Annotated in this window: 23 protein-coding genes; 7 read left to right on the plus strand and 16 right to left on the minus strand. The window is 60.6% G+C overall.

The genetic code is table 11. The features are described from left to right. Window positions 1–6 precede the first annotated feature (6 nt). The 4 genes from ACTHXA_RS07185 (at window position 7) to ACTHXA_RS07200 (ending at window position 4818) form a co-directional block, all read left to right on the plus strand. Window positions 7–1239: a M20 metallopeptidase family protein gene (locus tag ACTHXA_RS07185; protein ID WP_441670827.1), complete on the plus strand. Its 1233-nt coding sequence runs from the start codon at window positions 7–9 to the stop codon at window positions 1237–1239. After that, window positions 1236–2534, plus strand: coding sequence for an MFS transporter (locus tag ACTHXA_RS07190; protein ID WP_441670829.1), 1299 nt, complete (start codon window positions 1236–1238; stop codon window positions 2532–2534). Before ACTHXA_RS07185 ends, ACTHXA_RS07190 begins: the two co-directional genes overlap by 4 nt. Before the next feature lie 132 nt (window positions 2535–2666). Continuing rightward, a complete protein-coding gene (locus tag ACTHXA_RS07195) occupies window positions 2667–3623 on the plus strand; it encodes an ion transporter (RefSeq protein ID WP_441670831.1) in 957 nt (318 codons plus the stop codon). Between the two features lie 85 nt (window positions 3624–3708). Then, on the plus strand, window positions 3709–4818 hold the full coding sequence (locus ACTHXA_RS07200) for a magnesium and cobalt transport protein CorA (protein ID WP_441670833.1): 1110 nt from the start codon (window positions 3709–3711) through the stop codon (window positions 4816–4818). On the opposite strand, the gene hisC is transcribed toward ACTHXA_RS07200, so the two are convergent. From hisC to ACTHXA_RS07230, 6 genes are all read right to left on the minus strand, one after another. Further along, on the minus strand, window positions 4796–5911 hold the full coding sequence (gene hisC, locus ACTHXA_RS07205; RefSeq protein ID WP_441670835.1) for a histidinol-phosphate transaminase: 1116 nt from the start codon (window positions 5909–5911) through the stop codon (window positions 4796–4798). The two genes, ACTHXA_RS07200 and hisC, sit on opposite strands and share 23 nt — an antisense overlap. Before the next feature lie 223 nt (window positions 5912–6134). Then, complete coding sequence (locus ACTHXA_RS07210; RefSeq protein WP_441670837.1) at window positions 6135–6701, minus strand: hypothetical protein; 567 nt, start codon at window positions 6699–6701, stop codon at window positions 6135–6137. 92 nt (window positions 6702–6793) lie between these two features. After that, on the minus strand, window positions 6794–7786 hold the full coding sequence (locus ACTHXA_RS07215) for an NAD(P)/FAD-dependent oxidoreductase (protein WP_441670839.1): 993 nt from the start codon (window positions 7784–7786) through the stop codon (window positions 6794–6796). Continuing rightward, complete coding sequence (gene gltX, locus ACTHXA_RS07220; RefSeq protein ID WP_441670841.1) at window positions 7787–9310, minus strand: glutamate--tRNA ligase; 1524 nt, start codon at window positions 9308–9310, stop codon at window positions 7787–7789. Between the two features lie 67 nt (window positions 9311–9377). Then, window positions 9378–10019, minus strand: a complete 642-nt coding sequence (locus ACTHXA_RS07225; RefSeq protein ID WP_441670843.1) for an HD domain-containing protein — start codon at window positions 10017–10019, stop codon at window positions 9378–9380. Further along, window positions 10013–10408 carry a hypothetical protein gene (locus tag ACTHXA_RS07230; RefSeq protein ID WP_441670845.1) on the minus strand — a complete coding sequence of 132 codons (396 nt, stop codon included), beginning with the start codon at window positions 10406–10408 and terminating at the stop codon, window positions 10013–10015. Before ACTHXA_RS07230 ends, ACTHXA_RS07225 begins: the two co-directional genes overlap by 7 nt. Before the next feature lie 101 nt (window positions 10409–10509). Here ACTHXA_RS07230 and ACTHXA_RS07235 point away from each other — a divergent pair, with 101 nt between their 5' ends. Then, entirely contained in the window at window positions 10510–11151 is a 642-nt protein-coding gene (locus ACTHXA_RS07235; protein WP_441670847.1) for a SatD family protein, read from the plus strand. 28 nt (window positions 11152–11179) lie between these two features. On the opposite strand, the gene ACTHXA_RS07240 is transcribed toward ACTHXA_RS07235, so the two are convergent. From ACTHXA_RS07240 to ACTHXA_RS07250, 3 genes are all read right to left on the minus strand, one after another. Beyond that, the gene (locus ACTHXA_RS07240) at window positions 11180–12076 is read right to left on the minus strand and encodes a hypothetical protein (RefSeq protein WP_441670848.1); all 897 of its coding nucleotides are present in this window, start codon (window positions 12074–12076) and stop codon (window positions 11180–11182) included. Between the two features lie 119 nt (window positions 12077–12195). Continuing rightward, a complete protein-coding gene (locus ACTHXA_RS07245; RefSeq protein WP_441670850.1) occupies window positions 12196–12966 on the minus strand; it encodes a fumarylacetoacetate hydrolase family protein in 771 nt (256 codons plus the stop codon). A gap of 47 nt (window positions 12967–13013) precedes the next feature. Continuing rightward, window positions 13014–13973: a universal stress protein gene (locus ACTHXA_RS07250; protein ID WP_441670852.1), complete on the minus strand. Its 960-nt coding sequence runs from the start codon at window positions 13971–13973 to the stop codon at window positions 13014–13016. Between the two features lie 140 nt (window positions 13974–14113). Here ACTHXA_RS07250 and ACTHXA_RS07255 point away from each other — a divergent pair, with 140 nt between their 5' ends. Further along, on the plus strand, window positions 14114–14809 hold the full coding sequence (locus tag ACTHXA_RS07255; RefSeq protein WP_441670854.1) for a TetR/AcrR family transcriptional regulator: 696 nt from the start codon (window positions 14114–14116) through the stop codon (window positions 14807–14809). Between the two features lie 86 nt (window positions 14810–14895). On the opposite strand, the gene gabT is transcribed toward ACTHXA_RS07255, so the two are convergent. Beyond that, window positions 14896–16224, minus strand: a complete 1329-nt coding sequence (gabT, locus tag ACTHXA_RS07260) for a 4-aminobutyrate--2-oxoglutarate transaminase (RefSeq protein WP_441670856.1) — start codon at window positions 16222–16224, stop codon at window positions 14896–14898. 154 nt (window positions 16225–16378) lie between these two features. Here gabT and ACTHXA_RS07265 point away from each other — a divergent pair, with 154 nt between their 5' ends. Continuing rightward, window positions 16379–17821 (plus strand): PucR family transcriptional regulator, encoded by a 1443-nt coding sequence (locus ACTHXA_RS07265; protein WP_441670858.1) that lies wholly within the window; start codon window positions 16379–16381, stop codon window positions 17819–17821. A gap of 23 nt (window positions 17822–17844) precedes the next feature. On the opposite strand, the gene ACTHXA_RS07270 is transcribed toward ACTHXA_RS07265, so the two are convergent. From ACTHXA_RS07270 to ilvD, 6 genes are all read right to left on the minus strand, one after another. Next, window positions 17845–18942, minus strand: a complete 1098-nt coding sequence (locus tag ACTHXA_RS07270; RefSeq protein WP_441670860.1) for a branched-chain amino acid aminotransferase — start codon at window positions 18940–18942, stop codon at window positions 17845–17847. Between the two features lie 35 nt (window positions 18943–18977). Next, complete coding sequence (locus ACTHXA_RS07275; RefSeq protein WP_441670862.1) at window positions 18978–20024, minus strand: 3-isopropylmalate dehydrogenase; 1047 nt, start codon at window positions 20022–20024, stop codon at window positions 18978–18980. A gap of 188 nt (window positions 20025–20212) precedes the next feature. Continuing rightward, window positions 20213–21238, minus strand: coding sequence for a ketol-acid reductoisomerase (ilvC, locus tag ACTHXA_RS07280; RefSeq protein WP_441670864.1), 1026 nt, complete (start codon window positions 21236–21238; stop codon window positions 20213–20215). A 53-nt stretch (window positions 21239–21291) separates the two neighbouring features. After that, the gene (gene ilvN / locus ACTHXA_RS07285; RefSeq protein WP_441670866.1) at window positions 21292–21798 is read right to left on the minus strand and encodes an acetolactate synthase small subunit; all 507 of its coding nucleotides are present in this window, start codon (window positions 21796–21798) and stop codon (window positions 21292–21294) included. A gap of 6 nt (window positions 21799–21804) precedes the next feature. Next, complete coding sequence (locus ACTHXA_RS07290; protein WP_441670867.1) at window positions 21805–23607, minus strand: acetolactate synthase large subunit; 1803 nt, start codon at window positions 23605–23607, stop codon at window positions 21805–21807. Between the two features lie 54 nt (window positions 23608–23661). Continuing rightward, entirely contained in the window at window positions 23662–25365 is a 1704-nt protein-coding gene (gene ilvD / locus ACTHXA_RS07295; RefSeq protein ID WP_441670869.1) for a dihydroxy-acid dehydratase, read from the minus strand. Window positions 25366–25398: the final 33 nt, after the last annotated feature.

Here is a 25398-nt window from a genome sequence, read left to right on the forward strand (position 1 = left end):
CTGACCTTGGCCTCATCCACACTCGAAAAAGATCTCGTTCGTCTCCGTCGAGACTTGCATGCCGAACCAGAAATCGGCTTGGACCTCCCTGACACGCAGGCACGACTTCTTCGCGAACTCGAGCAGCTTCCCCTGGAAATCACTCTTGGACGGGGATGCTCATCGATCACTGCAGTTCTCCGCGCGACCAACAGGGACGATTCAACGCCCGCGGTTCTGCTCCGCGCCGATATGGATGCGCTGCCAGTATCGGAGCCGGAAGGTCTATCGTTCGCTTCTCGGCGTCCCGGAATCATGCACGCTTGCGGACACGATATGCACATGACCATGCTGATTGGGGCAGTAAGGATCCTTTGTGCAAAGCAAGACACCCTCTCGGGCGACGTGGTTTTCATGTTCCAGCCTGGAGAAGAAGGCTGGGGCGGCGCAGCCATGATGGTTGAAGAAGGCGTGCTGACGGCAGCTGGCACCGAGGTCTCATCAGCATTTGGCATGCACGTACTCACCGGAGATGTTCGACCTAGCCGATTCAGCTTTCGACACGGTACGGCGATGGCGGGAGCATCCGCGCTCACAGCCACCGTAAAAGGGCGAGGCGGACATGGTTCGGCTCCCCACCTAGCCAGCGACCCGGTCACCACTGCTGCCGAAACGGTAGTTGCGCTGCAAAGTGCCGTGACTCGTGATTTCAATGCCTTCGACCCGGTGATCGTGACCGTTGGGTCACTGCACGCAGGCACCCGTCGAAACATCATTCCCGACGACGCCCGAATTGAGGCCACAGTGCGTTGCTTCACTAATGAGTCACGAGACTTGGCTGCGGATGTACTCACGCGAGTGGCGAAGGGTGTCGCAGCTGCCCATAATCAACAAGCCCTCGTGGAATACGAGCACGAATTCCGCCCGCTCATCAACACCCCTAGCGAAACAGACTTTGCGGTCCGCGTCGCTCGCGAGACATTTGGTTCTTCTGCAGTTGAGCTTCTCGAGCATCCGAAAACTGCGTCGGAGGACTTCTCTGAAATTCTCCAACAGGTTCCAGGGACATTCGGGTTCATTGATTGCACTCCCGATGGCGGGAGCGACTACAACCACTCGCCAAGGGCGGTGTTTGACGAAGATGTACTCCATGATGGTGCCAAGATGTACGCCGAATTCGCATTCCACAAGCTCAAGGAACTCCGTTCCAGCGAATCTTCAACCCTTGAAGACCCTCAAGTTAAAAGGAGTGAACATTGACGTCCACTAAAGTCGAACTGGACCGTCGTCACGCACCGGTAAAACCAAGCCGTTTCCGAGTGCTTGCGTCAACAAGCATGGGCAACGCCCTTGAGTGGTTTGACTGGCAGATATACGCAACCTTTGCCCCGTTCATTGCGGCACAGCTCTTTGATGCGTCCAATCCGGTGTCGTCACTACTACAGACTTTTGCCGTATTTGCCGTTGGGTTTCTTGCTCGGCCGCTAGGAGGCGTACTCTTCGGCTGGCTCGCGGATAGACAAGGACGCAAGCTATCGCTCATCCTCGCCATCGTTTCCGCATCAGTGGGCAGCCTGATGATCGGCCTTATCCCGAACCACGCGACGATCGGTGTCGGTGCGGCAGTCCTGTTGCTGATTGCACGTCTGATCCAGGGACTCGCACACGGTGGTGAGATGCCAGCCGCACAGACGTACCTCTCGGAAATGGCGCCCGCAGAACGACGAGGTCGTTGGTCATCACTCATCTACGTATCGGGCACCACTGGAATCCTTACCGCAACCATATTCGGGGCCGTACTGACTGGTGTTGTGAGCGAATCCTTCATGATGGAATTCGGGTGGCGAATTCCATTCATCGTTGGCGCCGTTCTCGGGCTCTTTGCGCTCGTAATGCGTGTCGGCCTTCAGGAGACGGAAACCTTCGAAACGAGTCAAATTCAGGCTCAAGCCGGCGAACTTCCCAAGCCTCTCATGCCAGCTTCCAAGGCCTCATTGCTAGTGATCCTCTGCACGGTCGGTGCAACTGTTTCGTTCTACTTCTGGGCGGTGACGACTACTGGGTTCGCCACAACATCACTCGGAATGAACGCAAACGCTGCGTTCTGGGGCGGAGCTGTCGGCCAGATCGTCTTTATCCTCGCGTTGCCACTTTGGGGCGCCCTCTCGGACAAGATTGGCCGACGTGCCGTGCTTGCTATCAGCATGTTCGGCAGTGCGGCAATGTTCTTCCCGATGCGCGCAATCATGACTGACGAGCCGTGGACTCTTATTGTGGCGATGAGCGCCGTGTTGCTCTTCCTTTCGGGCTCACTCGCAATATTGCCTGCCATTTATTCAGAGCTATTCCCAACTCACATCCGCACCATCGGCACTGCTGTGCCCTATGGAATCGCAGTTGCACTCTTCGGCGGTACTGCTCCCTATCTCCAGACCTGGTTCACTGAGGCCATCGGAGCCTCCTGGATGTTCTCCGTATACGCCGTCGCGCTCCTCATCGTTTCTGGTCTGACTGCGATATTCCTACTCCCGGAAACGAAAGGACGAAAACTCTAGTCCGATCGGGATCTTGTGTCAGGGTCGCCATGACTATGGCGACCCTGACACTTCCCTAACCGACTCGGGGCGCATGTGATCTCCATCCGGCGCACGTTTGCCCCGTAACCCGCGAAAACTACCATCGGTGCCATGCCCGCAGACGCACGCAAGACGAGCACCGCATCCTCCTCCACCGCCCCAGCGAATCTCTGGGAACCAAACCCTCGCGCCACCGGCCTTCGCCGTCGCATCGGTGAGTTTGTGTTGAGCGGCCCGGTGCAGAGCTTTGTGCTGGCCGTCATCATCATCAACGCGATCACGCTGGGGCTGCAAACCTCGGATGCAATCGTGGACACCCTGGGCGGGTTCCTCTTGGTGCTCGACATCGCGGCGATCGTCATCTTCGTGATCGAACTGGCGCTCAAAATGTTCGTACTCGGGCGACGTTTCTGGCCCGATGGTTGGAACATTTTCGATTTCGTGGTCGTCGTCATCTCGCTCATCCCGGCAGTCGGGGACCTCACGGTGCTGCGCTCACTGCGGGTACTCCGCGTGCTTCGCCTCGTCAATCGACTCCCCCAATTGCGACGGATCGCCACCGCGATCATCAAAGCGATTCCGGGCATTGGCGCGATTGCAGCCCTCATGGCGATTATTTTCTATGTGGGAGCCGTAATGGGCACCTCGCTCTTCGGCGAAGACTTTCCGGAAATGTTCGGCAGCATCCCGACATCGCTGTTGACGCTCTTCCAGGTCATGACGCTCGATAACTGGACGACATCGGTCGTGTTCCCGATTCTGGACGTGCATCCGGGTGCGTGGATGTTCTTCCTCCCGTTCATCCTGATTTCGGCATTCGTGATGCTCAGTCTTTTCGTCGCAATCATTGTCGACACCATGTTGAATATGAATGAGTCGACGCGAGGGACGGTTGCGGCACCCGCACCGATCATCACCAAGACTCAGCCGATCGTGGTGCGCGATGTGCCCTCGACTTCGAACGGTCGAGGTGATCTGGATGATGCGGCCGCACTTCGCGAGGAACTCGCGGCACTTCGTAAGGAGACTGCCGAGATCAAGGAATTGCTGACTGCGCGGCGCCAATAGCGTTGCCACATTCGTGAGACGATCGGGATGAGTTCGGCAGCATCCTTCCGCCGCACTCCTCATTGATCATCGGCAGGAGCAGACAATGCCCAATCACCGGCCAAACCTGTTCGGGTTCAGCAGCGCGTCGAAGAACGGCCAGCCCGCTAAGCCGGGAAGCTCAGCTGCTCGCGAGCCCATTACGCGCTATATCGTCGACGGCCACCTCGTCGATGAGCCGGAACACGCATCCGTCGCCGATGCCCTGCACTTCAGCGAGACCGGTGAGAATCGCACCGCACTCGTTTACTATCCCGGACCGACGCCGGAGCAAGTCGCCGAGCTCGCGACCGCCTGGAGCCTGCATCCGGTCCTGGTCGAAGACCTCCTCATTGCCAATCAGCGCCCCAAGGTGGAGCGCTATGGCGAAGCCCTTTTCGTAGTGATCCGCTCAGCGCGATACCTCGACGATATTGAGGAAGTCGAATTCGCGGAATTCCACCTGCTGGTGCGCCCAGGTGCGGTGGTTGTGCTGTGCCAGGACGGTCACTGGTTCGACGGTTCCGATGAACCGAATCTTGAGGATGCGCATCCCTTTTCAACCTCACGACGCGGCCGGCCCCTGCTTTCCACGGACGAGTTGCTCGCCCTTGGACCGGAGGCGGTCCTGTACCGAGCCATCGACGATGTCGTGGATGGCTATCCGCCGATTCTGCGCGGTCTCGAGATTGATAAAGAAGAGATTGAACGCCAGGTTTTTAGCGGGGATGCGGCGGTCGCGGAACGCATTTATCGCCTAAGCCAGGAAGTCATCGAGATGCAGCAAACCCTGTCCTCGATGACCGAGGTGGTCGACTCCTTGCGGGCCGGATTCGACAAGTACCAGATTCCGGATGCCTTGCAGGCGTATCTCGACGACGTCGCCGATCATCTCACCCACGCCACGTCGCAGGTCCGGGACCTCCGCGATGCCCTCACCCAAATACTCAGCGTGAACTCAACCCTCGTGGCGCAACGACAAAACGAAGATATGAAAAAGATCTCCGGCTGGGCAGCAATTCTCTTTGCGCCCACGCTGGTCGGCGCGATCTACGGCATGAACTTCGACGATATGCCCGAACTGCACTGGTCATTCGGATACCCGATGGCGCTCGGGCTCATGCTGCTGGTCGCGGTGGTGCTCTTTATCGTGTTCAAGAAATCGAAGTGGATGTGACTTCGACGCTCCTGAGGACGTCCACGACTCGGTCGTTGGTCGCCGCATCCGCAAGCGTAATTCGGATTCCGTCCTCGGGGAATACGCGGGTCAAGATTCCAGCTTCGTCAAAGGCTGCGCTGAGTGCCGCGTTGCGGTCACCGGTCACTCGAATCCAAATGAAGTTCGCTTGGCTCGGGACTATTTGCCATGCGGTGTCCCGCAACTCCGCCACGAGTCGCTCACGCGCCCCAACAACCTCCGTGGCGCGAACCGCGAGCTCGTCATCCGCATCCAATGAGGCAATCGCCGCACGCTGCGCGAGTGAGTTCACGCTGAATGGGAGGCCGGCTTTTCGTACCGACTCGATAATGCGCGGCGTTGATACCGCATAGCCGACACGCAGTCCCGCGAGACCGTATGCCTTGGAGAAGGTCCGTAATGCAAGCACGTTGGGACGCTCGGCAATAAGCGCGAGCGAGTCAACCGCATCCTCACTCGTCTCGTATTCCACATAGGCCTCGTCGATCACCACGAGGACGTGCTGTGGGACCTTGTCGAGAAACTCCACCACCGCGTCGTGGCTGAGGCTCACCCCGGTGGGATTATTCGGGGTGCACAGCAGCACCACTCGGGTGCGCTCGGTCACCGATGCTGCGATCCCATCGAGGTCGTGACTCTCGTCCTCACGAAGCGGCACCATCACCGGGTCCGCACCCGCGAGGTAGACCAGCAGCGGATACGCCTCGAAGGATCGCCACGCAAACACGACCTCGTCGCCGGGCCCGCAATACGCTGAAATGAGTTGCTGCAGCACCCCGATACTCCCCGCCCCGGTGGCGATCTGGTCGGCGACCACCGCAAACTTCTGCGCGAGTCGCTCGTGTAGCGCGACTACACCCGCGTCCGGGTACCGGTTCACACGTTGCGTTTCGGCCGCGAGCGCTTCGCGCACGGAGGGTAGTGGATTGTGATGGCTCTCGTTCGACGCGAGTGCCGCGATCTGCGCGCCTTCCGCGCGACGCCCCGGTTTATACGCGGGGATGCGGTGAAATACGTCGCGTGGTTGCGGTTCGCGTGGTTGCTTGCTTTGGTCAGTGGTCGCATTCGTCATCGATGTACTCCTACTGTTCGTGACCTCTCGTGTGGGTCACCGAGACTTGAGCGGCGGTCTTCGTCGGCGCCGATAATGCAATTCGTACTGCCGACAGCACACTTTTGCAAGTGATCCAATTTTTATGGCAATACTTGCAACTTGTTTATCTAACCTCTTAGCAAAATGGTCACTTTAGGGTCGACTACTCGCAAACGTTGTGCACTTGTGATTCAGACCGTCGCTAGCGCAGCATCCACGGCAGAATGCCGGAGAGGAACCATGCAATGAACGTGACCACGGTGGCGATCACCCAGATCAACCAGCCGCGTCGGCGCAGCTTCTCATTCTGCAACGCCAGGCCCGAGACTCCGGCATGGAATAGGGCCGGGATGAAGAGTAGCGCGACGAATAGGCCCCATGTCTCCACCGTAAACAACTGCGTCGCAAGCAGTAGGATCGCGACCACTGGCCCGAGTGCGATCGCTTCGAGTGCCATGATGAGGTACTTGTTCCAGCCGCGGCGCTCAACGAGTAGCCACAGCGGGGTGTGCACGATCAGCGCCCAGACCATGCCTAGAATCTGCAGCATAAACAGGGTGTACGACAGGAATTCGAGCGACGACTGCGACTGCGCGAACACCACGAAGAACATGAACGCAAGCACGAGGAAGGTCGTTGCGGTTACGCCCGCGCCTGCCGCGGAGATGATGTGCCACGCGCGTCGCGGTGAGGCCTTTTCCACATTCTCGACGGCTTTTGCGAACTCTTCGCCCTCAGAGCCGGTGCCTTGCTTCTGGAAAAGTGCCACCGCGGGAGATTCCGACGGCGTGTCGTGGGCGTGTCGCCTCTCTCGTGGCACTTTTTCAGATTGACCGGGACTGGGACTAGGGTCTTCAGCCATCAGAACCCGGTGGCGTCGCGGTGCACTGCAATCGCGGTGCGTGCTCCCTTGCCGGCAGAAATAATCAGGACTTCCGGCCCCGGCAGGGTGAGCTCCCCCGTGGCGTAAAGGTTCTGCACGCGGGTCCGGCCAAAGTTGTCGGCAACAACGAACCCTTCCTCAGTAAGGTCGGGACGCAGATCCTCATCGAGGAAGCCTAGTTGTGCCTCGTAGCTGGGCAACACGAACGCGGCGTCTACATCAACGATCTCGCCACCAACCACTCGCATTCCGGTCAGCGTGGCTTTGTCCCCCACTGCATCCTCGAGCTCGCGCCGGTCGATCACGACGCCGAGTTCGCGCAGTCGAGCCGCATCAGTCTCGTCAACCTGTGTCTCGTTGGCGAACAGTGTTACGTGGGAGCCGATCCTCGACAGTTGCGCGGCGCGATACGCGAGCGTTTTCGCCTCCGGCACGCCAAACACCGCGAGCCGGGTGTCTTTCTTCCCCCACGCATCGCACACGACGCAGGAGTGGATGTGTGTGCCATAGAACGCGCGCAGCATCGGCAGTTTCGGGAAGGTTTCCTTTAAGCCGGTGGCGAGGATCACGCGTTCCGCACGCACGAGCCGGTTGGGGGTGCCGCGCACACCGCGAGCTTCGATCACGAATCCCGCACCGGCATCCCGCGAAACGCGAGTCACTTGGGCAAACTGGATCTCGGCCGTGTCGTAGTGTTCGACCGACTCTCGACCGGCAGCGCGCAGCTCATTGGGCGGGATATTGTCGCGGGACAAAAAGCCGTGTGCCTCGAGCGTTGCCGAATGTCGGGGGCGGTTGCCGTCCAGCACGAGCACTCGGCGCAACTGCCGCGCAAGGATCAGCGCAGCCTGCAGTCCCGCGGGGCCACCACCAATCACGACAACTTCGTACTGATCGGCCGACGCGATTTGGTCTGCTGGCGTGCTCGCACTCGCAGCCACGCCAGCCGCGTCAATTCCTTCGTCGGTCAACTACGCATCCTTGTTTTCAAGGAACTCACGCAGTCGCTCAACCCGCACGAGCGTTTCGTCTTTGCCGAGCAGCTCCATCGATTCGAAGAGCGGTGGGGAGATTCGCTGCCCGGAAAGCGCCACTCGTGCCGGACCAAACGCGAGGCGAGGCTTCAACGCCAACTCATCAATCAGCTTGGCGCGCAGCGCCGCTTCAATGTGCTCGGTGTCCCACTCCGTAACGTCCGCGAGCGCCTTACCCGTTGCGGCGAGCGTTTCTTCGGCCCCTGCCTTGAGAGTCTTCAGCGCGTCCTCGGCATATACGAGCTCATCGCTGGTGGTGAAGAGGAAGGCGAGCAGCCCGGGTGCTTCGCCGAGTAACTGCATGCGCTCCTGCACGTGTGGCGCTGCGGCCCGAATCATGCGGAGCTCCGCGCCCTCGGCAGGATTGGTAACGATCCCCGCATCCTGCAGGTACGGCACGAGACGATCAGCGAAGTCCTCGCCGTCGAGCTCGCGCATGTGATCACCGTTGATGGCTTCGGCTTTCTTCACGTCGAAGCGCGCGGGGTTCGGGTTCACGTCTTCGATCTCGAAGGCCGAGATCATCTCCGCCATCGTGAACACATCCCGGTCCGGCGCGATCGACCAGCCCAGCAGCGCCAGGTAGTTCAGCAGGCCCTCGGGCAGGAAACCGCGGTCCCGGTGGTGGAAGAGGTTCGATTCGGGATCGCGCTTCGAGAGCTTCTTGTTGCCCTCGCCCATCACGTACGGGAGGTGCCCGAAGCGTGGCACGAACTCGGTAACGCCCACGGCAATAAGCGCGTGGTACAGCGCAATCTGCCGCGGAGTTGACGAGAGGAGGTCTTCGCCACGCAGCACGTGAGTGATTCCCATGAGTGCGTCATCGACTGGGTTCACCAGCGTGTAGAGCGGCTTACCGTTCGGCCGCACCACGACGAAGTCGGAGAAGGATCCCGCTTTGAAGGTGATCTCGCCGCGAACGAGGTCGTCGAAGGAGAGGTCCGCGTCGGGAACTCGCAGGCGCAAGCTCGGCTGTCGGCCTTCTGCCTTGAGCGCCGCACGCTCCTCCTCGGTCAGGTCTCGCTCAAAATTGTCGTAACCCTGGCGCGGGTCGCGGCCGTTCGCAATGTTCCGAGCTTCGATCTCTTCGCCGGTCGCGAAGGACTCGTAGAGGAATCCGGCGTCCTTGAGCTTGTCGATCACTTCCTCGTACTTATCCGAGCGCTGCGACTGGCGGTACGGCTCGTGCGGTCCGCCCACATCGATACCCTCGTCCCAGTCGAGTCGCAGCCAGCGCATTGCCTCGAGAATCATCGCGTAGCTCTCTTCGGAGTCGCGCTCGGCATCGGTGTCCTCGATCCGGAACACGAGTTTGCCACCCGTGTGCTTTGCGTATGCCCAGTTGAATAGCGCGGTACGGATCAACCCGACGTGCGGGGTTCCCGTCGGCGAAGGGCAAAAGCGAACTCGAATATCAGAACCGGTGGCGCTCGTGACGGGCGCAGCATCTACAGAAGTCATGGTGCTGCCCATCTTACTGAGCCTTACCTTGCTTCTGGGTCAGGATGTTTGCCCTCGCATTCGTGGGTCAGTTGCCACCCAGCTCGGCGAGTTCTCGCTGCAGATTTTCCCGTGCCCGTGGCTCCCACCGCGAGCGCCCGTACTCGGTGTGGAACAGCGGCTCGTGTTGCAGCAGTTTCGTGACGGCGCCGCGGCGGCGTTCGCGCCACTGTTCATCGCTGAGTTGCGGAAGCTCGACCCGGATGCCCGCGATATTGGCGGCGTAGCCATCCCAGGGATACCCGAGCCCGACCAAGTCGGCATCCGACACGCGCGCTCCGGCCGCATCACCGGCCTCGGGTGCGTGATCGATCGTGATCAGGATGAGTCGGATTACCTCCTCGAGCTCTGGCTGCGGCAGCCACTGGCCCAGGACCTCTCGGGTGACCTCGACGGATGCGTGTTCGTCCTCCGGCGACGTGTTTGAGTGCACCGCGTCATGGCACCAAAACGCGATCCGCTCGAGTCGAGTGCCGCCTAAGGTTTCGAGTGCGTCGAGCCCCGACCGGAGGTGCGTTTCACCGTGATAGTCGCGGTGTGGTTCTCGCCAGCGCTCGAGGAGCGCCGCAGTGATCTCTGGCGGCAGATCGGGATCGTGCGGCTGGGCTCCGCCGGGCGTACTGCTCTGATTTGCACTGCGCTGATTTACACCCTCGTGATTCACTACCATGCTCGAACTCCCCAATATGCGATTCCCGCAAACGCGGCCGCCCACAGCAGGCTCGCGAGCGTGCCAATAATAAACAACTCTCCCACGCGCGGATTCGCCTGCGCACGAAGCTCGGGATACCGGCCAAGCCCCTTAATTGCGATGATGAATGCGAGTCCCGCGGGGAACCCCATCACGAGGCAACCGAATACGCCAGCACGTTCGAGGATGCCGATCCAACGCCCGCCGGGCAGTGTGCGATTTGGGTCGAGCACGAGGGTGTCATCTTTCGGCGCGGGCGGCTCAATCTTGCGCAAGAAATAGCGGATCGCGGGGTTCGCAAGCAGCGCGGCGAGCCCGCACGCCGCGATGATGAGCCCCTTCAAGAAGACCTCGATCGCTGGATCCATGTCCCCTATTCTGCGTGTAGCCTCCGACACATTGCTGGCACCACGCGCACCCGCACTTCATACCCCTGGCACCCACAACACAATGAAGCTATTCTCTTCATATGGTAAAAATGAAAACATTTACTTCATGTGCCGGGTTGTTGGTGGACCAGGTCGGCTCCCGAGAGGCCGACCGAAACGCGGCGCATCCGAAGGTGCTCGCTGCCATTAAGGCGACGAATTACGCCGTCCCGCCGCTCGATGCGCTTCGAGTCACCGTTGGCGACGAAATGCAGGGCATCTATGCAACCCTTGGCGATGCCCTACGCGCGAGTCACTTCTTCCGTAACGAACTGCTCGATGAAGTCGAGCTGCGCTTCGGAATCGGCGTGGGCGAAATCGAAATCATCGATGCTGAGCGCGGCATTCAAGACGGCAGTGCCTGGTGGCGCGCCCGCGAAGCGATCGAAGAGATCGAACAGCTCGCCGCGGAGCCCGGCACCGCTGGCTTACGCACCGGGATCCGCGATGAGCGCAGCAGCGCGAACCCGCTCGTAATTCCCACGGTGCGTCTCGTGGATACGCACCTCGCGCGGCTTCGGGACGGTGCCCGTCAAGCGCTCCGTTCCCTGCTCGCCGGGCATGACAATAAAACTGCGGCCAAGCTCGCCGGAATCAGCCCCTCGGCCAACTCGCAACGAATCATTAATAATGACCTGCGCATCCTCGCTGATGCCATTGAGTCGCTCGCGCAATTGCCATAGCAACGCAAACGACGCGGCCCCTAAGGGTCTAGGCCGCGATCTGACCGTAGGCCGAGCGAATCGGCTCAAGCTCGGGGTGCTGTCGCAGCCCGTTGTCACCATGGATGCCAGCCACGATGTAGACGGCAAGCACATCGGTGTCATCTCCTTCGATGAACAGCGGTGCAGTGTCGTGGAAGCGCAAAATAATCTGGTGCGTGTCGAGACTGAAATTCATTTGAGAAATGGCCTCGTACCAGAAACTCAGCACCTCACCATCGGCACGAATGGCGATGAACCGGCGATTGGTGATGATGCCGTCGACAAGTTGCCCCTCGCGCCACTGTTCCGCAGCTTCACGCAGGGCGCGGTTTTTATTCGACCCGGAGACCGCAGCGCTTGCGAGCAGCGAACCCGCGAGCAGCATCGGACCGCCAAACATGACCAGGCCACCGCTGGTCCACTGTGCATCCGTGCCATAAAACCGCGCGTACCCGAACTGCGCACGGGCGAACGGTGCCTCATCCTGATCGAAGGGGATGCTCCAGTCGACGAAGCTCTGTGGCACTTGACCGTTGAGGAGTTGTTCGAGGGTCCGCCCGGCCGCGAGGCGCGCATCAGCACGATACTTGAGCCGGTACTCATAGTTCTCCAGCTCTCGCCGCTCGCGCTTGGTGTAGATACCTCGCGAGCGCAGCATCGCTCGAATGAGCCCGACGATTCCAATGATGAGGAATACGAGCGCCGCGAGGAGCCCGATAAGCAACACAAAGTTGAGCAGGCCCGTGAACAGACCGCCGTAGGTGAGGGGTTGCCCGGAAGTGCTTGAACCCGCGAGCAGCAGGTTATTGGCGATGATGATCGCAACAATCAACACCAACGGGACGATCCAACCCCGGTGAATCTTTGCCCAATTGCGCTGGGACCAGCGCGGCGCTTCCAACATAGATCAAGTCTATGCATTCGAAACCGTCCCGGACCGGCCAGTTTTTGGTAAGAGCGCAGGCTTCCCCAAGCTCGAGGATGCGCCGGCAAGCGGAGCCAGCGCATCCCACCGAAAAGGAGCTAGTCCCCCGTGACCGGGTTGCTCAGCGTTCCAATTCCCTCAACCGCGCAGGTCACCTCATCGCCGTCGGTCAGCGGACCGACACCGGCGGGCGTACCGGTCAGCAGGATATCTCCGGGCAGGAGCGTGAATACGCTCGAGGCGTACTCAATGAGCTGGCCTACCGTGCGTTCCATTTGGTTGAGATCGCCAACCTGACGCACCTCACCATTCACCTTTGCCCCGATCCCACCGCTTGCGGGGTCGAATTCCGTCTCGATATACGGGCCCAGCGGGCAGAAGGAATCGAAGCCCTTGGCTCGACTCCACTGTCCATCGGACTTCTGCAGGTCGCGGGCGGTCACGTCGTTTGCGACGGTGTAGCCAAAAATCACCTGGTGCGCATCTGCTGCCGGAACGTGACGCGCCACGCTTCCGATCACGACGGCAAGCTCCACCTCGTGCTCGACGTGCTGCGACTGCCGGGGCAGACGGATGGGGTGACCTGGGCCAATGATCGAGGTGTTTGGTTTGAGGAACATCAGCGGCTCGGTCGCCACTTCATTGCCCATCTCGCGCGCGTGCTCCGAGTAATTGCGACCGAAGGCAACCACCTTCGAACGCGGGATTACCGGTGCGAGCAGCCGCACATCCGCAGCGGGAATACGCTCATCAATAGTTTCGATCCCCGCATACAACGGATCCCCGGCGAGGCGGACATAGACGTCAGCGTCCTCGTCGAAAATGCCGTAAGCGAGCTGGTCCTGGTATTCGAAACGTGCGATCTTCACCCGGCCGAGTCTAGTCACCACCTGCCTGGCAACAGCTTAGGGCCCGCCTAATCTCCAGCAATTGGGATGATTTGGGTCGGCTCCTCGACGGTGGTCGACCCCCGGAAGTCACTCGGGATTACGATGACCGGCACCTGCAGCGTGCGCAGGATGCGGTGAGCTCGCGATCCGAGGAAGACGCTGGTGCCTTTTCCAAGTCGGCTCGAGCCGAGCAAGGCGATTTCCTTATCGAGCCACTCAATTTGCGAAAGCGCATCCTCAAAATCGCGTCCCTCGGCGATTTCAATGATCGCTCGCCCTGACTCCAGCATCCCGACGGCCTCACTCTCGAGGTGGCGACCGCCAAAGTCTCGGGCCTCATCTGAGATATCGCGAATTGCCGCCGGCTCGATGAGATCGACCTGCACGAGCGAGATTAGCCGCAGCGGAATATCGCGATCCAGTGCGCGCTCTACGGTGCGACCGATGACCGCCTCGGACCCCGGTCGGGTGCCGTAGATGCCGGTAATGCGCTCGACTTTGCCTTCGGGAGCACGAAAGCCACCGGGTGCAAGGGCTACCGGAACCGGTGAGGAATGCAGCAGCGTATTCGCCGTTGGCCCCACGGAAAAACTCCGAAACAGGCGACCCGCGGCAGCACCCACGACGATGAGTGTGGCGTCATTGTCTTCCGCGGCGTCAAGGAGCCCTCGCGCGTCATTTGAGCCGTAGCGAAATTCGACCCGAGCATTGATTTCCTCGGGAACTCGAGCGAGCACATCATCCTGCCACTTTTTTAATTGCGTCTGATTTGCATCCAAAGTGTGATTTGTGACACCGCCGCCCGGGATTCGACCTATCCGCGGCTCCGGAAGAACCATCACAATAATAATTTCGGACCAAGTACCAATCGCGAGAAAACAAGCAAGTTCTAGCGCATCATTACCCCGGTCATCAGCAACGTAGCCAACGACTAAGCTCCCACTAGATTTCTCAGAGGGGGACATGAAGAAATACCTCCCGGGCATTAATGGACGTTGAGCGCAGATGAGTAGGATTTTAATACAAGTACAATCATATAAATATGAAGGTAATCGATTCACAGCGCATAAATAGAATCTAATTCATTTATTTGAATGCCACGTGAGTATGAGTGAAAGGAGGGCTCGTGGCAGGCACTCGCCGTCCCGCAGGCCGTCCCCGCACCAACTTGTTGACGCGTGCGGGCATCACTGCCGCCGCTCGTGACCTTATTGTGACTCGGGGTGCCGATGCGCTCACAATGACCTCACTCGCGAACGAACTCTCCGTCACACCGTCTGCTCTTTATAACCATGCTGACTCAAAGCGCGAGATTCTCATTTGGGTTGAAGACGAGGTCATCGGCGAAATCGATATCTCCGCATTTGAGACGAAGACATGGGTAAAGGGACTCGAGGCGTGGGCACAGAGTTATCTCAAAGTGCTCGTGACTCACCGCGAACTCATTTTGCTGTTAGCAACCCAACCGGCTAACGAATCGCCGAATGCGTGGCGGATGTATGAACGCGTAACCACCGCACTCGTCGAAGGCGGCTGGCCAATAGAATCCACGCTCTCACTCATCGAGTCGCTCGAAGCCTTTATCTTTGGAAGCGCACTCAAAGAAGAAGTTCGCGAAGGTGTTCTCGATAAACGAGACCTCTTGGAGATCGCCCCGACTTATGCCGCTTCCGTGGATGCCCGGGGAGACATTGATGCTCCGCTCAGCAGTGACGCGCTCTTCCGAATCGGGTTCTATTCAATCCTGACCTGGAGTGCAGAACAGCTCGGGGTCGACCTGCCGAGTCCGGAGTCGAAGTCAGGCTCGGAAACAGACCACTAAGACAAACCCGGCACCGAGAGCGTTCGTACTCTCGGTACCGGGTTTATAGCGTTCGACACGCCAGTCGATGACGCGATCGCGGCGGGCTAGGCGTGCTTACGCAGCGACTCGACCAATACGCTCAGTCCATCGCGCAGCAGCTCGTCGGTCATCACCAGCGGCGGCAGGAAGCGGATCACATTGCCGTAGGTGCCGCAGGTGAGGAAGAGCACACCCTGCGAGATTGCGTCAGCGACAACCGTCTTGACGAGCTCCGGGTTCGGCGTCTTGCTCGAGGAGTCCTTTACGAGCTCGATCGCGAGCATGGCACCGCGACCGCGAACCTCACCGACAACATCGAGTTCAGCAACGAGCGGCTCAAGCACCTCACGCACCGTCTTCTCGATGCGCAGTGCCTCTGCCTGCAGGTTTTCCGTCTCATAAGCCTCGATGGTCGCGAGTGCAGCGGCGTTCGCAACGGGGTTACCCGAGTAGGTGCCGCCGATACCGCCGGCGTGCGAAGCATCCATGATCTCGGCACGGCCAACCACTGCCGAAAGCGGCATACCACCGGCGATGCCCTTTGCGCTCGTGATGAGGTCCGGCTCGATGCCCTCCCACTCCGAGCAGAACCACTTACCGGTGCGGCTCATACCGGCCTGCACCTCGTCAGCGACGAAGACGATGCCGTTTTCGTTAGCGAACTCGACAAGTGCGGGCAGGAAGCCCTCGGCTGGCACGATGAAGCCACCTTCACCGACGAGTGGCTCAATGATGATCGCGGCCACATTCTTTGCGCCGACCTGCTTGTCGATCATGTCGATCGTGCGAGCAGCTGCCTCAGCGCCCGAGAGCTCATCGCGGTACGGGTAGCTCAGCGGTGCGCGGTAAATCTCCGGCGCGAACGGACCGAAGCCATCCTTGTACGGCATCGACTTCGAGGTCATTGCCATCGTGAGGTTCGTGCGGCCGTGGAACGCGTGGTCGAATACGACGATGGCGTCGCGGCCGGTGTGCTTGCGGGCGATCTTGACGGCGTTCTCGAGTGCTTCGGCACCCGAGTTGAAGAGCACTGCCTTCTTGGGGAAGTCGCCGGGAGTAATTTCGGTGAGCTTCTGGCACAGGTCGATATAGCTGCCGTATGGCGCGGTGTTGATCTGCAAGTGCGTGGCCTGGGTTGCTGCATCCTGAATCGCCTTGACGACCTTGGGGCTTGCGTTACCGACCGTGGTGACGCCGATACCGGCACCAAAGTCGATGAACTGGTTGCCATCAACGTCGCGAAGAATCGCGCCGTCCGACTGCTCAATGTAGTTGGGCAGTGCTGATCCGACCGAGGCGCTGACGTACTGATCGCGGCGCTGCTTCAGCTCCAGCGACTTCGGACCGGGGATCTCGGTGACAATCTCGCGCTTTTGCTCCAGACGAAACTCCATTGCTCCTGCCTTCCTTAGACATTCTGAATTTTGCGATGGCGGCTGTCCGCCACACTCTCGAAAGCGTACGTCGCTTGAATATTGGTATGGATGTGGCTGCGCACTACCGTGTGGGCAATTGTTGTGCACCCGCATTAGCAATAGTCTTATGGGCATGCCCATTTCAATTGCCGAATTGGTCCGTGATCCCGAGCTCGGGCTCCGCATCCGCGTCGGTCACGGCAGCGTGCTCAACGATCGTCTCGACTGGGCCGCCACCACGGAAATGCCAGATCCGGGCCCATTTCTCACCGGTGGCGAGTTGGTACTCACGACCGGGATGCGGCTTCGTTCAGTTCGCGCCTGCCGCAATTTTGTGCGCGCGGTTGCCGCGGCTGGTTCTCGCGGCATCGGCTTCGGCAGTGGCTTCACCCACGAGCAGATTCCCGAGGCTCTGCTCGACGAAGCTCGCCGCGCCGGCATTCCCGTCCTCGAAGTACCGGTGCAGGTCTCCTTCGCCCTGGTCGTGAAGCGCGTTGCCTACGCCAATGCCTCCGACCGCGTCGAAAAAGTTGAAGCGCAATATCGCCGCCGCGAGCGCCTCGTGGCGCTCCTCATGGGAGACGGCGGCCTCGAATCCATGTTGGCGACGCTCGGTCGTGAGACCGGCGCGCACGTTGCGGTGTCGGTCAACGGTGAGCTCATTTCCGGCTCGCTCGAAATTGATGACCCGCAGATCACCGGGTGGGATGCCCTGCCCATTGCGCTGGGCCCGGCAGGCCAGGCGACGCTGCACGTATCCCGCCCCCGTAACGACGATGAGCTACTCACCACCTCGCGCACCCTCGTGGGCCTCCACCTCGCGCAGACCGCAAGGCGGCGGCGGGATGCGCGCGAGCAAGCCGGCCAGGTCATCGGCGATCTCATCGCCGGTCGGCTTGCGCCCGAGGTGGTCACCCCCCGGCTGGAATCAATTGGGTTGGAGCCGGGCGGCACTTTCCGGATGCTGGTGGTCACCGGAACCGGTCAACGCCGCGCCGACCTCGCGGCGATGCAGCTACCCTCTTCCTTGCGCGACACCGTAGCGACTGTGCTTGACGATCGACTCACCGTGTTGCTGGATGCTCGTGATGTGGCTCCGCAGGTCGCGGCAGAGGCCCTCATCGTCGCGACTCGAGCGGCCGGAATTCCCGCTCGTGTCGGCATCGGTGGCCCCTATCCCGCGACATCTGCGCTGCGCTGGAGCTGGTACGAAGCGCTCGATGCCCTTGACCGACTCGCCACCGATGAAGTGATCGGTGAGGCACCGCGGCTCTCGATCGCGGCGCTCATTCTCGGCGCGGCGGATGCGCCGATTGCCGATCTCGCGGAAGAACTCCTCGGCCCGCTCGAGCGACATGATCGCGAACACGGCACACAGCTCGTAGCGACCTTGGATGCGTTCCTCGCCAACTCGGGCGCCGCGAACGAGGTTGCGCAGGTACTCGGCACGCACCGAAACACGGTGCGCTATCGCATCGACCAGGTTGCGAGCATCACCGGCCTTGATCCGCGGATTACGGCCGATGCCGTGCAGCTCTCACTGGCCCGCGCGGCCCGCCGCCTCACGGAAGGCTAGCGGCGAGCAGCCGGAATCTCCTACTAAACAAGCTGCTCGAGCCAGCCGTACTCATCCGCGACGTCACCGTTCTGGATGCCGGTAAGTTTCGCACGCAGGCGCATTGAGAGTGAGTCCTCGCTCACTCGCGGGTTCTCGATCTGGAACTCGGGGTGCTTGAGGATACCGATTGGCGAGATGACCGCCGCGGTACCCACCGCGAAGGCTTCGGTGATCGTTCCGGCGGCCGCACCCTCGCGCCACTCGTCGATCGTGACCGGGCGACGCTCCACCTTGTGGCCACCATCCCGGAAGAGCGTCAGGATCGAGTCGTTCGTCACGCTCGCGAGGATCGAGTCCGATTCGGGAGTCACGACGGTGCCGTCGGCGTAGATCAGCACGAGGTTCATGCCGCCGAGCTCTTCGATGTACTTTTCATTCGCCGCATCCAGGAAGAGCACCTGCTCGCAACCGTTTTCATACGCCGTCCGCTGCGGCAGCAGCGAAGCAGCATAGTTACCGCCGCACTTCGCCGCGCCGGTGCCTCCGCGACCGGCGCGGGAGAGCTCGGTCTCGAGCCAGATGTCAACGGGACGGGTCGGATCGCTAAAGTACGAGCCCGCGGGCGAGGCGATCACGAAGAAGGTGACAGTTTCTGCCGGGCGAACACCGAGGAAGTCCTCATTCGCGATCATGAATGGGCGCAGGTACAGCGATTTGTTCTCACCATAAGCCGGTACCCAGGCCTCATCGATCTGCACGAGCTGGCGCAGCGATTCGACGAACATATCTTCCGGCAGTTCCGGCAGTGCGAGTCGCCGAGCTGAGCCCTGCATCCGCTTCGCGTTCATCTCTGGCCGAAAGGTATGCACCGACCCGTCCGCGTGCCGGTACGCTTTGAGGCCTTCGAAGACCTCCTGCGCGTAGTGGAAGACCGCGTTCCCAGGGTTCATCTGCAGCGGACCGTATGGAATGACTCCAGCATCCTGCCAACCGCCCTCGCGCGTCCAGTCAATGACGACCATGTGGTCGGTGAACTGAACACCAAATCCTGGGTTCTCGAGCAGCTTCGCGCGTGCGTCGTCAGTTACGGGATTCGGGTTGCGCTCGATAGTGAATTCGAGCGAGGAGCGGTCGGTCATGATTGGTCCTTAGCGGATGATTAGGGTCGGAGAAGTTAGGAAAGTCGCGAGAGAATGGCGTCGCCAATCTCGCTCGTGGTGCGTTCGACGTCACCGAATTCGACGACGTCGGCTTCGCAGGCCGCTTCAACACGCTGCGCCTCGGCTTCGAAGCCGAAGTGGCGGAGCATGAGCGCGGTCGACAGAATGGCTGCGCTCGGGTTCGCCTTGCCAGTTCCTGCGATATCAGGAGCCGAGCCGTGTACGGGTTCGAACATGCTCGGGAAGGTTCCATCGGGATTAATGTTTCCCGAGGCCGCCAGGCCGATGCCACCGGTGACGGCACCTGCAAGGTCGGTAATGATGTCACCGAACAGGTTATCAGTGACAATGACATCAAATCGCGACGGGTCGGTGACGAAGAAGATTGTGGCTGCGTCGATGTGGAGGTAGTCCACCTTGACCTCGGGATACTCGGTAGCGACTTCGTTGACAATGCGGTTCCAGAGCACACCGGCGTTCACGAGCACGTTCTTTTTGTGCACCAGGGTGAGCCTCTTGTCGCGGCTTTGGGCCAGCTCAAAGGCGTAGCGGACAGTGCGCTCGACGCCGTATGCGGTATTCACTGACACCTCGGTGGCGATCTCGTGCGGGGTGTTCTCCCGCACGCTGCCGCCGGTGCCCGTGTAGCTTCCCTCGGTACCTTCGCGGACAACGACGAAGTCGATCTCGCCGGGGTTTGCGAGCGGGCTCGTGGTGTTCGGCCACAGCCGCACTGGGCGCAAGTTGATGTAGTGGTCAAAGGCGAAGCGGATCTTGAGCAGCAGTCCGCGCTCAATGATTCCGCCGGCCAGGCGCGGGTCCGCTGGGTTACCGCCGACTGCGCCGAGCAAGATGGCGTCGTGCTGCGCGAGCTTCTCGAGCGACTCATCGTCGAGGATCTCATTGGTTGCCTGATAGTGCTGCGCGCCGAAGGGATACTCGGTTTCTGTCAGCTCGACATTCTCGGGGAGCGCAGCCCGAAACACCCGACGGGCTTGAGCGATAACTTCCGGACCGATTCCATCGCCTGCGATGACTGCCAGATCAATTTTTTCGCGCACGTTCCCGCTTCCTTTCACCAAAGTTAACCGTGAATAGCCTAGTCCCCAGCGTGCCGTTGTGGCGACGTGGCTACAGGATCGTTCAATCGTTCGCTAAGCGCGCGCACGTCGAAAAGCAAGAGGAAACGCAAAAGTCGGGCCAAACGCATCCAAAATGCGTTCGGCCCGACTCTTACAAAAGCGGCAGACTAGCGTGCAGCCGAACCGTCGACGTAGTCCTCGTCAGCCTGCTGCCACGAGAAGAGCTTGCGCAGCTCAACACCGGTCTTCTCGATCGGGTGCGACTCACCCTCGGCGCGGAGCTTCTTGAACTCCTCGGCGCCGTTGTCCTGGTCGTCAATGAAGCGCTTTGCGAACGCACCCGACTGGATGTCCGCGAGCACGGCCTTCATGTTGTCCTTGACCGAGGGGTCGATCACGCGTGGGCCCGAAACGTAGTCACCGTACTCGGCGGTGTCCGAAACGCTCCAGCGCTGCTTGGTGATGCCGCCTTCGAAGATGAGGTCAACGATGAGCTTGAGCTCGTGCAGCACCTCGAAGTATGCGATCTCGGGCTGGTAGCCAGCTTCGGTAAGGGTCTCGAAGCCGTACTGGATGAGGCGCGAGGTACCACCGCAGAGCACTGCCTGCTCGCCGAAGAGGTCGGTCTCGGTCTCTTCGGTGAAGGTGGTCTTGATGACACCGGCGCGGGTGCCACCGATTGCCTTTGCGTAGGACTTTGCGGTCTCCCAAGCCGAGCCCGATGCATCCACCTCTACGGCGATGATGTCGGGGATACCGCGGCCGGCAACGAACTCGCGACGAACGGTGTGGCCGGGAGCCTTCGGCGCGACGAGAATGACGTCGATTCCTTCGGGTGCCTGAATCAGGTCGAAGCGGATGTTGAATCCGTGCGCGAAGGCGAGGGTCTTGCCTGCAGTGAGGTTGGGGGCGATGTCTTCGGTGAAGAGTCCACGCTGGTGCTGGTCCGGTGCAAGGATCATGATCAGATCTGCCCAGGCAGCAGCTTCGGCGTTGGTCTTGACCTCGAAGCCGTCTTCCTGCGCCTTCGCAGCCGACTTTGAGCCCTCGCGAAGTGCGATGACTACCTCAACACCCGAGTCGCGCAGGTTCTGTGCGTGTGCGTGGCCCTGCGAGCCGTAGCCAACAACGGCTACCTTCTTGCCCTGGATGATCGAGAGGTCGGCGTCCTTGTCGTAAAAGATCTCAGCCATGTTCGGTGTGTACTCCTTATATATACGCAGTTGTGGGCGGTGCGCCCAGGGTATTAGCGGTAGACCCGCTCAGTGATGGATTTCCGTCCGCGACCAACAGCAATAAGGCCCGACTGCACCATTTCCCGAATGCCATACGGCTCGAGCATACGCAGAAGCGCCCCAACTTTGCCCGAGTCCCCGGTAACTTCAATGATGAGCGAGTCTTGCGATACGTCGACGACCCGTGCCCGGAACAGATTGACTGCCTCAATTACCTCGGAGCGAGTCTGCTTATCAGCTCGCACCTTAATGAGCACGTGCTCGCGCTCGACGGCAGATTCGGGGATGAGCTCCACGATCTTGATCACATTGACCAGCTTGTTGAGCTGCTTGGTGACTTGCTCGAGCGGAAAGTTCTCGACGTCGACCACAACGGTCATCCGCGAGAGGCCTTCAACTTCGGACTCCCCCACCGCGAGCGAGGTGATGTTAAATCCGCGACGCGAGAACAGGCCGGCGACGCGAGCGAGCAGACCGGGCTTGTCTTCAACGAGAAGCGACAGGATGTGCTTTGACATAGTTCCTTACTCCCCCTCGTACGCGGGGCTCGCGTCACGCGCGTAATTAATGAAGCTGTTCGAAACGCCCTGCGGCACCATCGGCCACACCATCGCATCCGCAGACACGACGAAGTCGATCACGACCGGGCGGTCGTTGGTCTCGAGGGCGGTCTTGATTGCCTCGTCAATTTCTTCTTCGCGCTCAACCCGGATGCCGAGGGCACCATACGCATCCGCAAGCTTGACGAAGTCAGGCACACGAATCGAGTTGTGACCGGTGTTGAGGTCGGTGTTCGAGTAACGACCGTCGTAGAAGAGAGTCTGCCACTGACGCACCATACCGAGCGACGAGTTATTGATCACCGCGATCTTGATTGGGATGTTCTCGATCACACAGGTCGCGATTTCCTGGTTGGTCATCTGGAAGCAACCGTCGCCGTCAATCGCCCATACGGTGCGATCCGGCTGCGCAACCTTCGCCCCCATCGCGGCGGGAACTGCGTAGCCCATGGTGCCCGCACCTCCCGAGTTGAGGAAGGAGTTCGGTCGCTCAAGGTCGATGAACTGTGCCGCCCACATTTGGTGCTGACCCACGCCGGTGGCGTAGATAGCCTCCGGACCGCTCAGTTCGCTAATGCGCTGGATAATGCGCTGCGGCTCGAGCAGTCCATCAGTGGTGGGTGTGTAGCCACGGGGGAACTCTGCTTTCAGGCCATCGAGGTATTCCCACCACGGGCTGAGGTCTTCGCTCTCGTCGCCTGCACGTTCCGCGAGCGCGCGGTTAACGTCGGCAAGTACTTCCTTCGCGTCGCCCACAATCGGCACGTCGGCGTTACGAATCTTTGAGATCTCCGCCGGGTCGATGTCGATGTGCACGACCTTCGACTTCGTCGCGAAGAGCGCAGCCTTACCGGTCACGCGGTCATCAAATCGAGCACCGACGGTGAACAGCAGATCGGCTTCCTGCAGTGCCAGCACCGCGGGAACCGTACCGTGCATTCCCGGCATGCCGAGGTTCTGTCGGTGGCTGTCAGGGAAAGCACCGCGGGCCATGAGCGTGGTCACCACGGGGGCACCCGACAGGCGCGCGAGTTCAGCGAGTTCAGCCGATGCTTCGGCCCGAACAACACCGCCACCCGCGTAAATCACGGGCTTCTTTGCTTCCCGCAGCATGTCCACGGCCGCGAGAATCTGCTTGCCGTGCGCCTTGGTAATCGGGCGGTAGCCGGGCAGATCAAGCTTCACGGGCCATTCGAAATCAAACTCGTTCTGCTGCGCATCCTTGGTGATATCGACCAGAACCGGGCCGGGGCGGCCGGTGGATGCGAGGTGGTACGCGCTTGCGATCGCCTGCGGGATATCCTCGGCACGGCGCACGAGAATCGAGTGCTTGGAAATCGGCATCGTGACCCCCACGATGTCGGCTTCCTGGAACGCATCGGTACCCATGAGGTTCGAGAACACCTGACCGGTGATCGCGAGCAGGGGGACCGAGTCCATGTGCGCATCCGCAATGGCGGTGACGAGGTTGGTCGCACCGGGACCGGAGGTCGCGATACATACCCCCACCTTGCCACTTGCCGCAGCGTATCCTTCGGCGGCGTGACCGGCACCCTGTTCGTGACGAACGAGGATGTGGTTCAGCGTCTTTGCGTCAAGGATCGCATCGTAGGCGGGAAGGATGGCGCCTCCGGGCAGACCGAAGACGTCGGTGACCCCGAGCAACTCGAGCGTGCGGACGACCGCAGCCGCTCCAGTCATGCGTTCGGGCTTGGGCGCGGCCGGGGACGCCAAGGCGTCAGCGGACCGTGTTGCTTCACGTGTCATTAACTAGTATTCCTCAAAGGCGAAATCGGAGAGGCTAAGCGGAATTCGCTGGGCTTAGCCGGTGATTGCTCCCTCAGACGCGGACTTCACGAGCTTCGCGTATTTCGCGAGCACGCCACGCGTGTACCGAGGAGGAAGCGGTGCCCAGCCTTCACGGCGGGCGGCAAGCTCGGATTCATCGACGAGTAAGTCAAGAGTCCGCGCTGCGATATCGACCCGAATGAGATCTCCATCACGCACGAAGGCAATTGGACCAGCGTCCACTGCCTCTGGCGCGACGTGGCCGATGCACAGTCCGGTTGTGCCGCCTGAGAATCGACCGTCGGTCAACAATAGTACATCCTTACCGAGGCCCGCGCCCTTGATCGCTCCGGTGATCGCAAGCATCTCGCGCATCCCGGGACCACCCTTCGGACCCTCGTAGCGAATCACCACGACGTCGCCGTGCTTGATCTCGCCGCGAGTGAGCGCATCCATCGCTTCCCGCTCGCGTTCGAATACGCGCGCGGGGCCTTCGAAGGCCTCGAGGTCGAAGCCTGCCGATTTCACCACAGCGCCTTCGGGAGCAAGCGTGCCGTGCAGGATCGAGATGCCACCGGTTTCGTGGATCGGGTTGTCCATCGTGTGGATCACTTCGCCGTCGAGCGGCTCGGGGTTGAGCTCGGCGAGGTTTTCCGCAACCGTCTTACCGGTGCAGGTGAGTGCGTCACCGTGCAGCATGCCGGCGTCGAGCAGGGCCTTCATCACTACGGGCATACCACCGTTGCGGTCCACGTCGTTCATGACGTACTTACCGAAGGGCTTCATGTCCGCGAGGTGCGGCACCTTGTCCGCGATGCGGTTGAAGTCTTCGAGCGTGAGGTCAACCTCTGCCTCACGTGCGATAGCGAGCAAGTGCAGCACCGCGTTGGTCGAACCACCCATGCACATGACCACGGCGATCGCGTTCTCGAAGGCCTTCTTCGTGAGGATGTGCTCGGTGGTGATGCCGAGACGAAGCATGTTCACGACGGCTTCGCCCGACTTGTGTGCGAAGTAGTCGCGGCGGCGGTCGGCGGATGCGGGGGCAGCCGATCCCGGCACCGACATTCCGAGCGCCTCGGCTACCGATGCCATCGTGTTCGCAGTGTAGAACCCACCGCAGGCACCCTCACCGGGGCAGATCGCCCGCTCGATGCGGTCGCGATCCTCTTCCGACATGGTCCCGGCCTTGCAGGCACCCACTGCTTCGAAGGCGTCGATCACCGTGACGTTGTCACGCACCGAGCCATCGGTGAGCTTCACATAGCCGGGTGCGATCGAACCGGCGTAAAGGAACACGCTCGGCAGCCGCAAGCGGGCGGCGGCCATCAGCATTCCGGGCAGCGACTTGTCGCAACCGGCGAGCAGGACCGAACCGTCGAGGCGCTCAGCCTCCATCACGACCTCGACCGAGTCCGCGATGACCTCACGCGACACGAGTGAGAAGTGCATCCCTTCGTGGCCCATCGAGATACCGTCCGACACCGACACGGTGCCGAACTGCAGCGGGTAACCGCCAGCAGCGTGGACGCCTTCCTTGGATCCCTGTGCGAGCCGGTCGAGGCTCAGGTTGCAGGGGGTAATTTCATTCCACGAGCTCGCAATACCAATAATCGGTTTCGACCAGTCGTCATCGCCCATCCCGACCGCGCGGAGCATTCCGCGCGAGGCTGTGGCTTCGATTCCGTCAGTAACCACCCGTGACTTGGGCTTGATATCGATTTCTTGCTCAGGCATACCCACTATCTTACGCGCGATTCAGGATGCGCC

The sequence above is a fragment of the Gulosibacter sp. genome (genome assembly GCF_052090685.1).
GTDB lineage: Bacteria > Actinomycetota > Actinomycetes > Actinomycetales > Microbacteriaceae > Gulosibacter.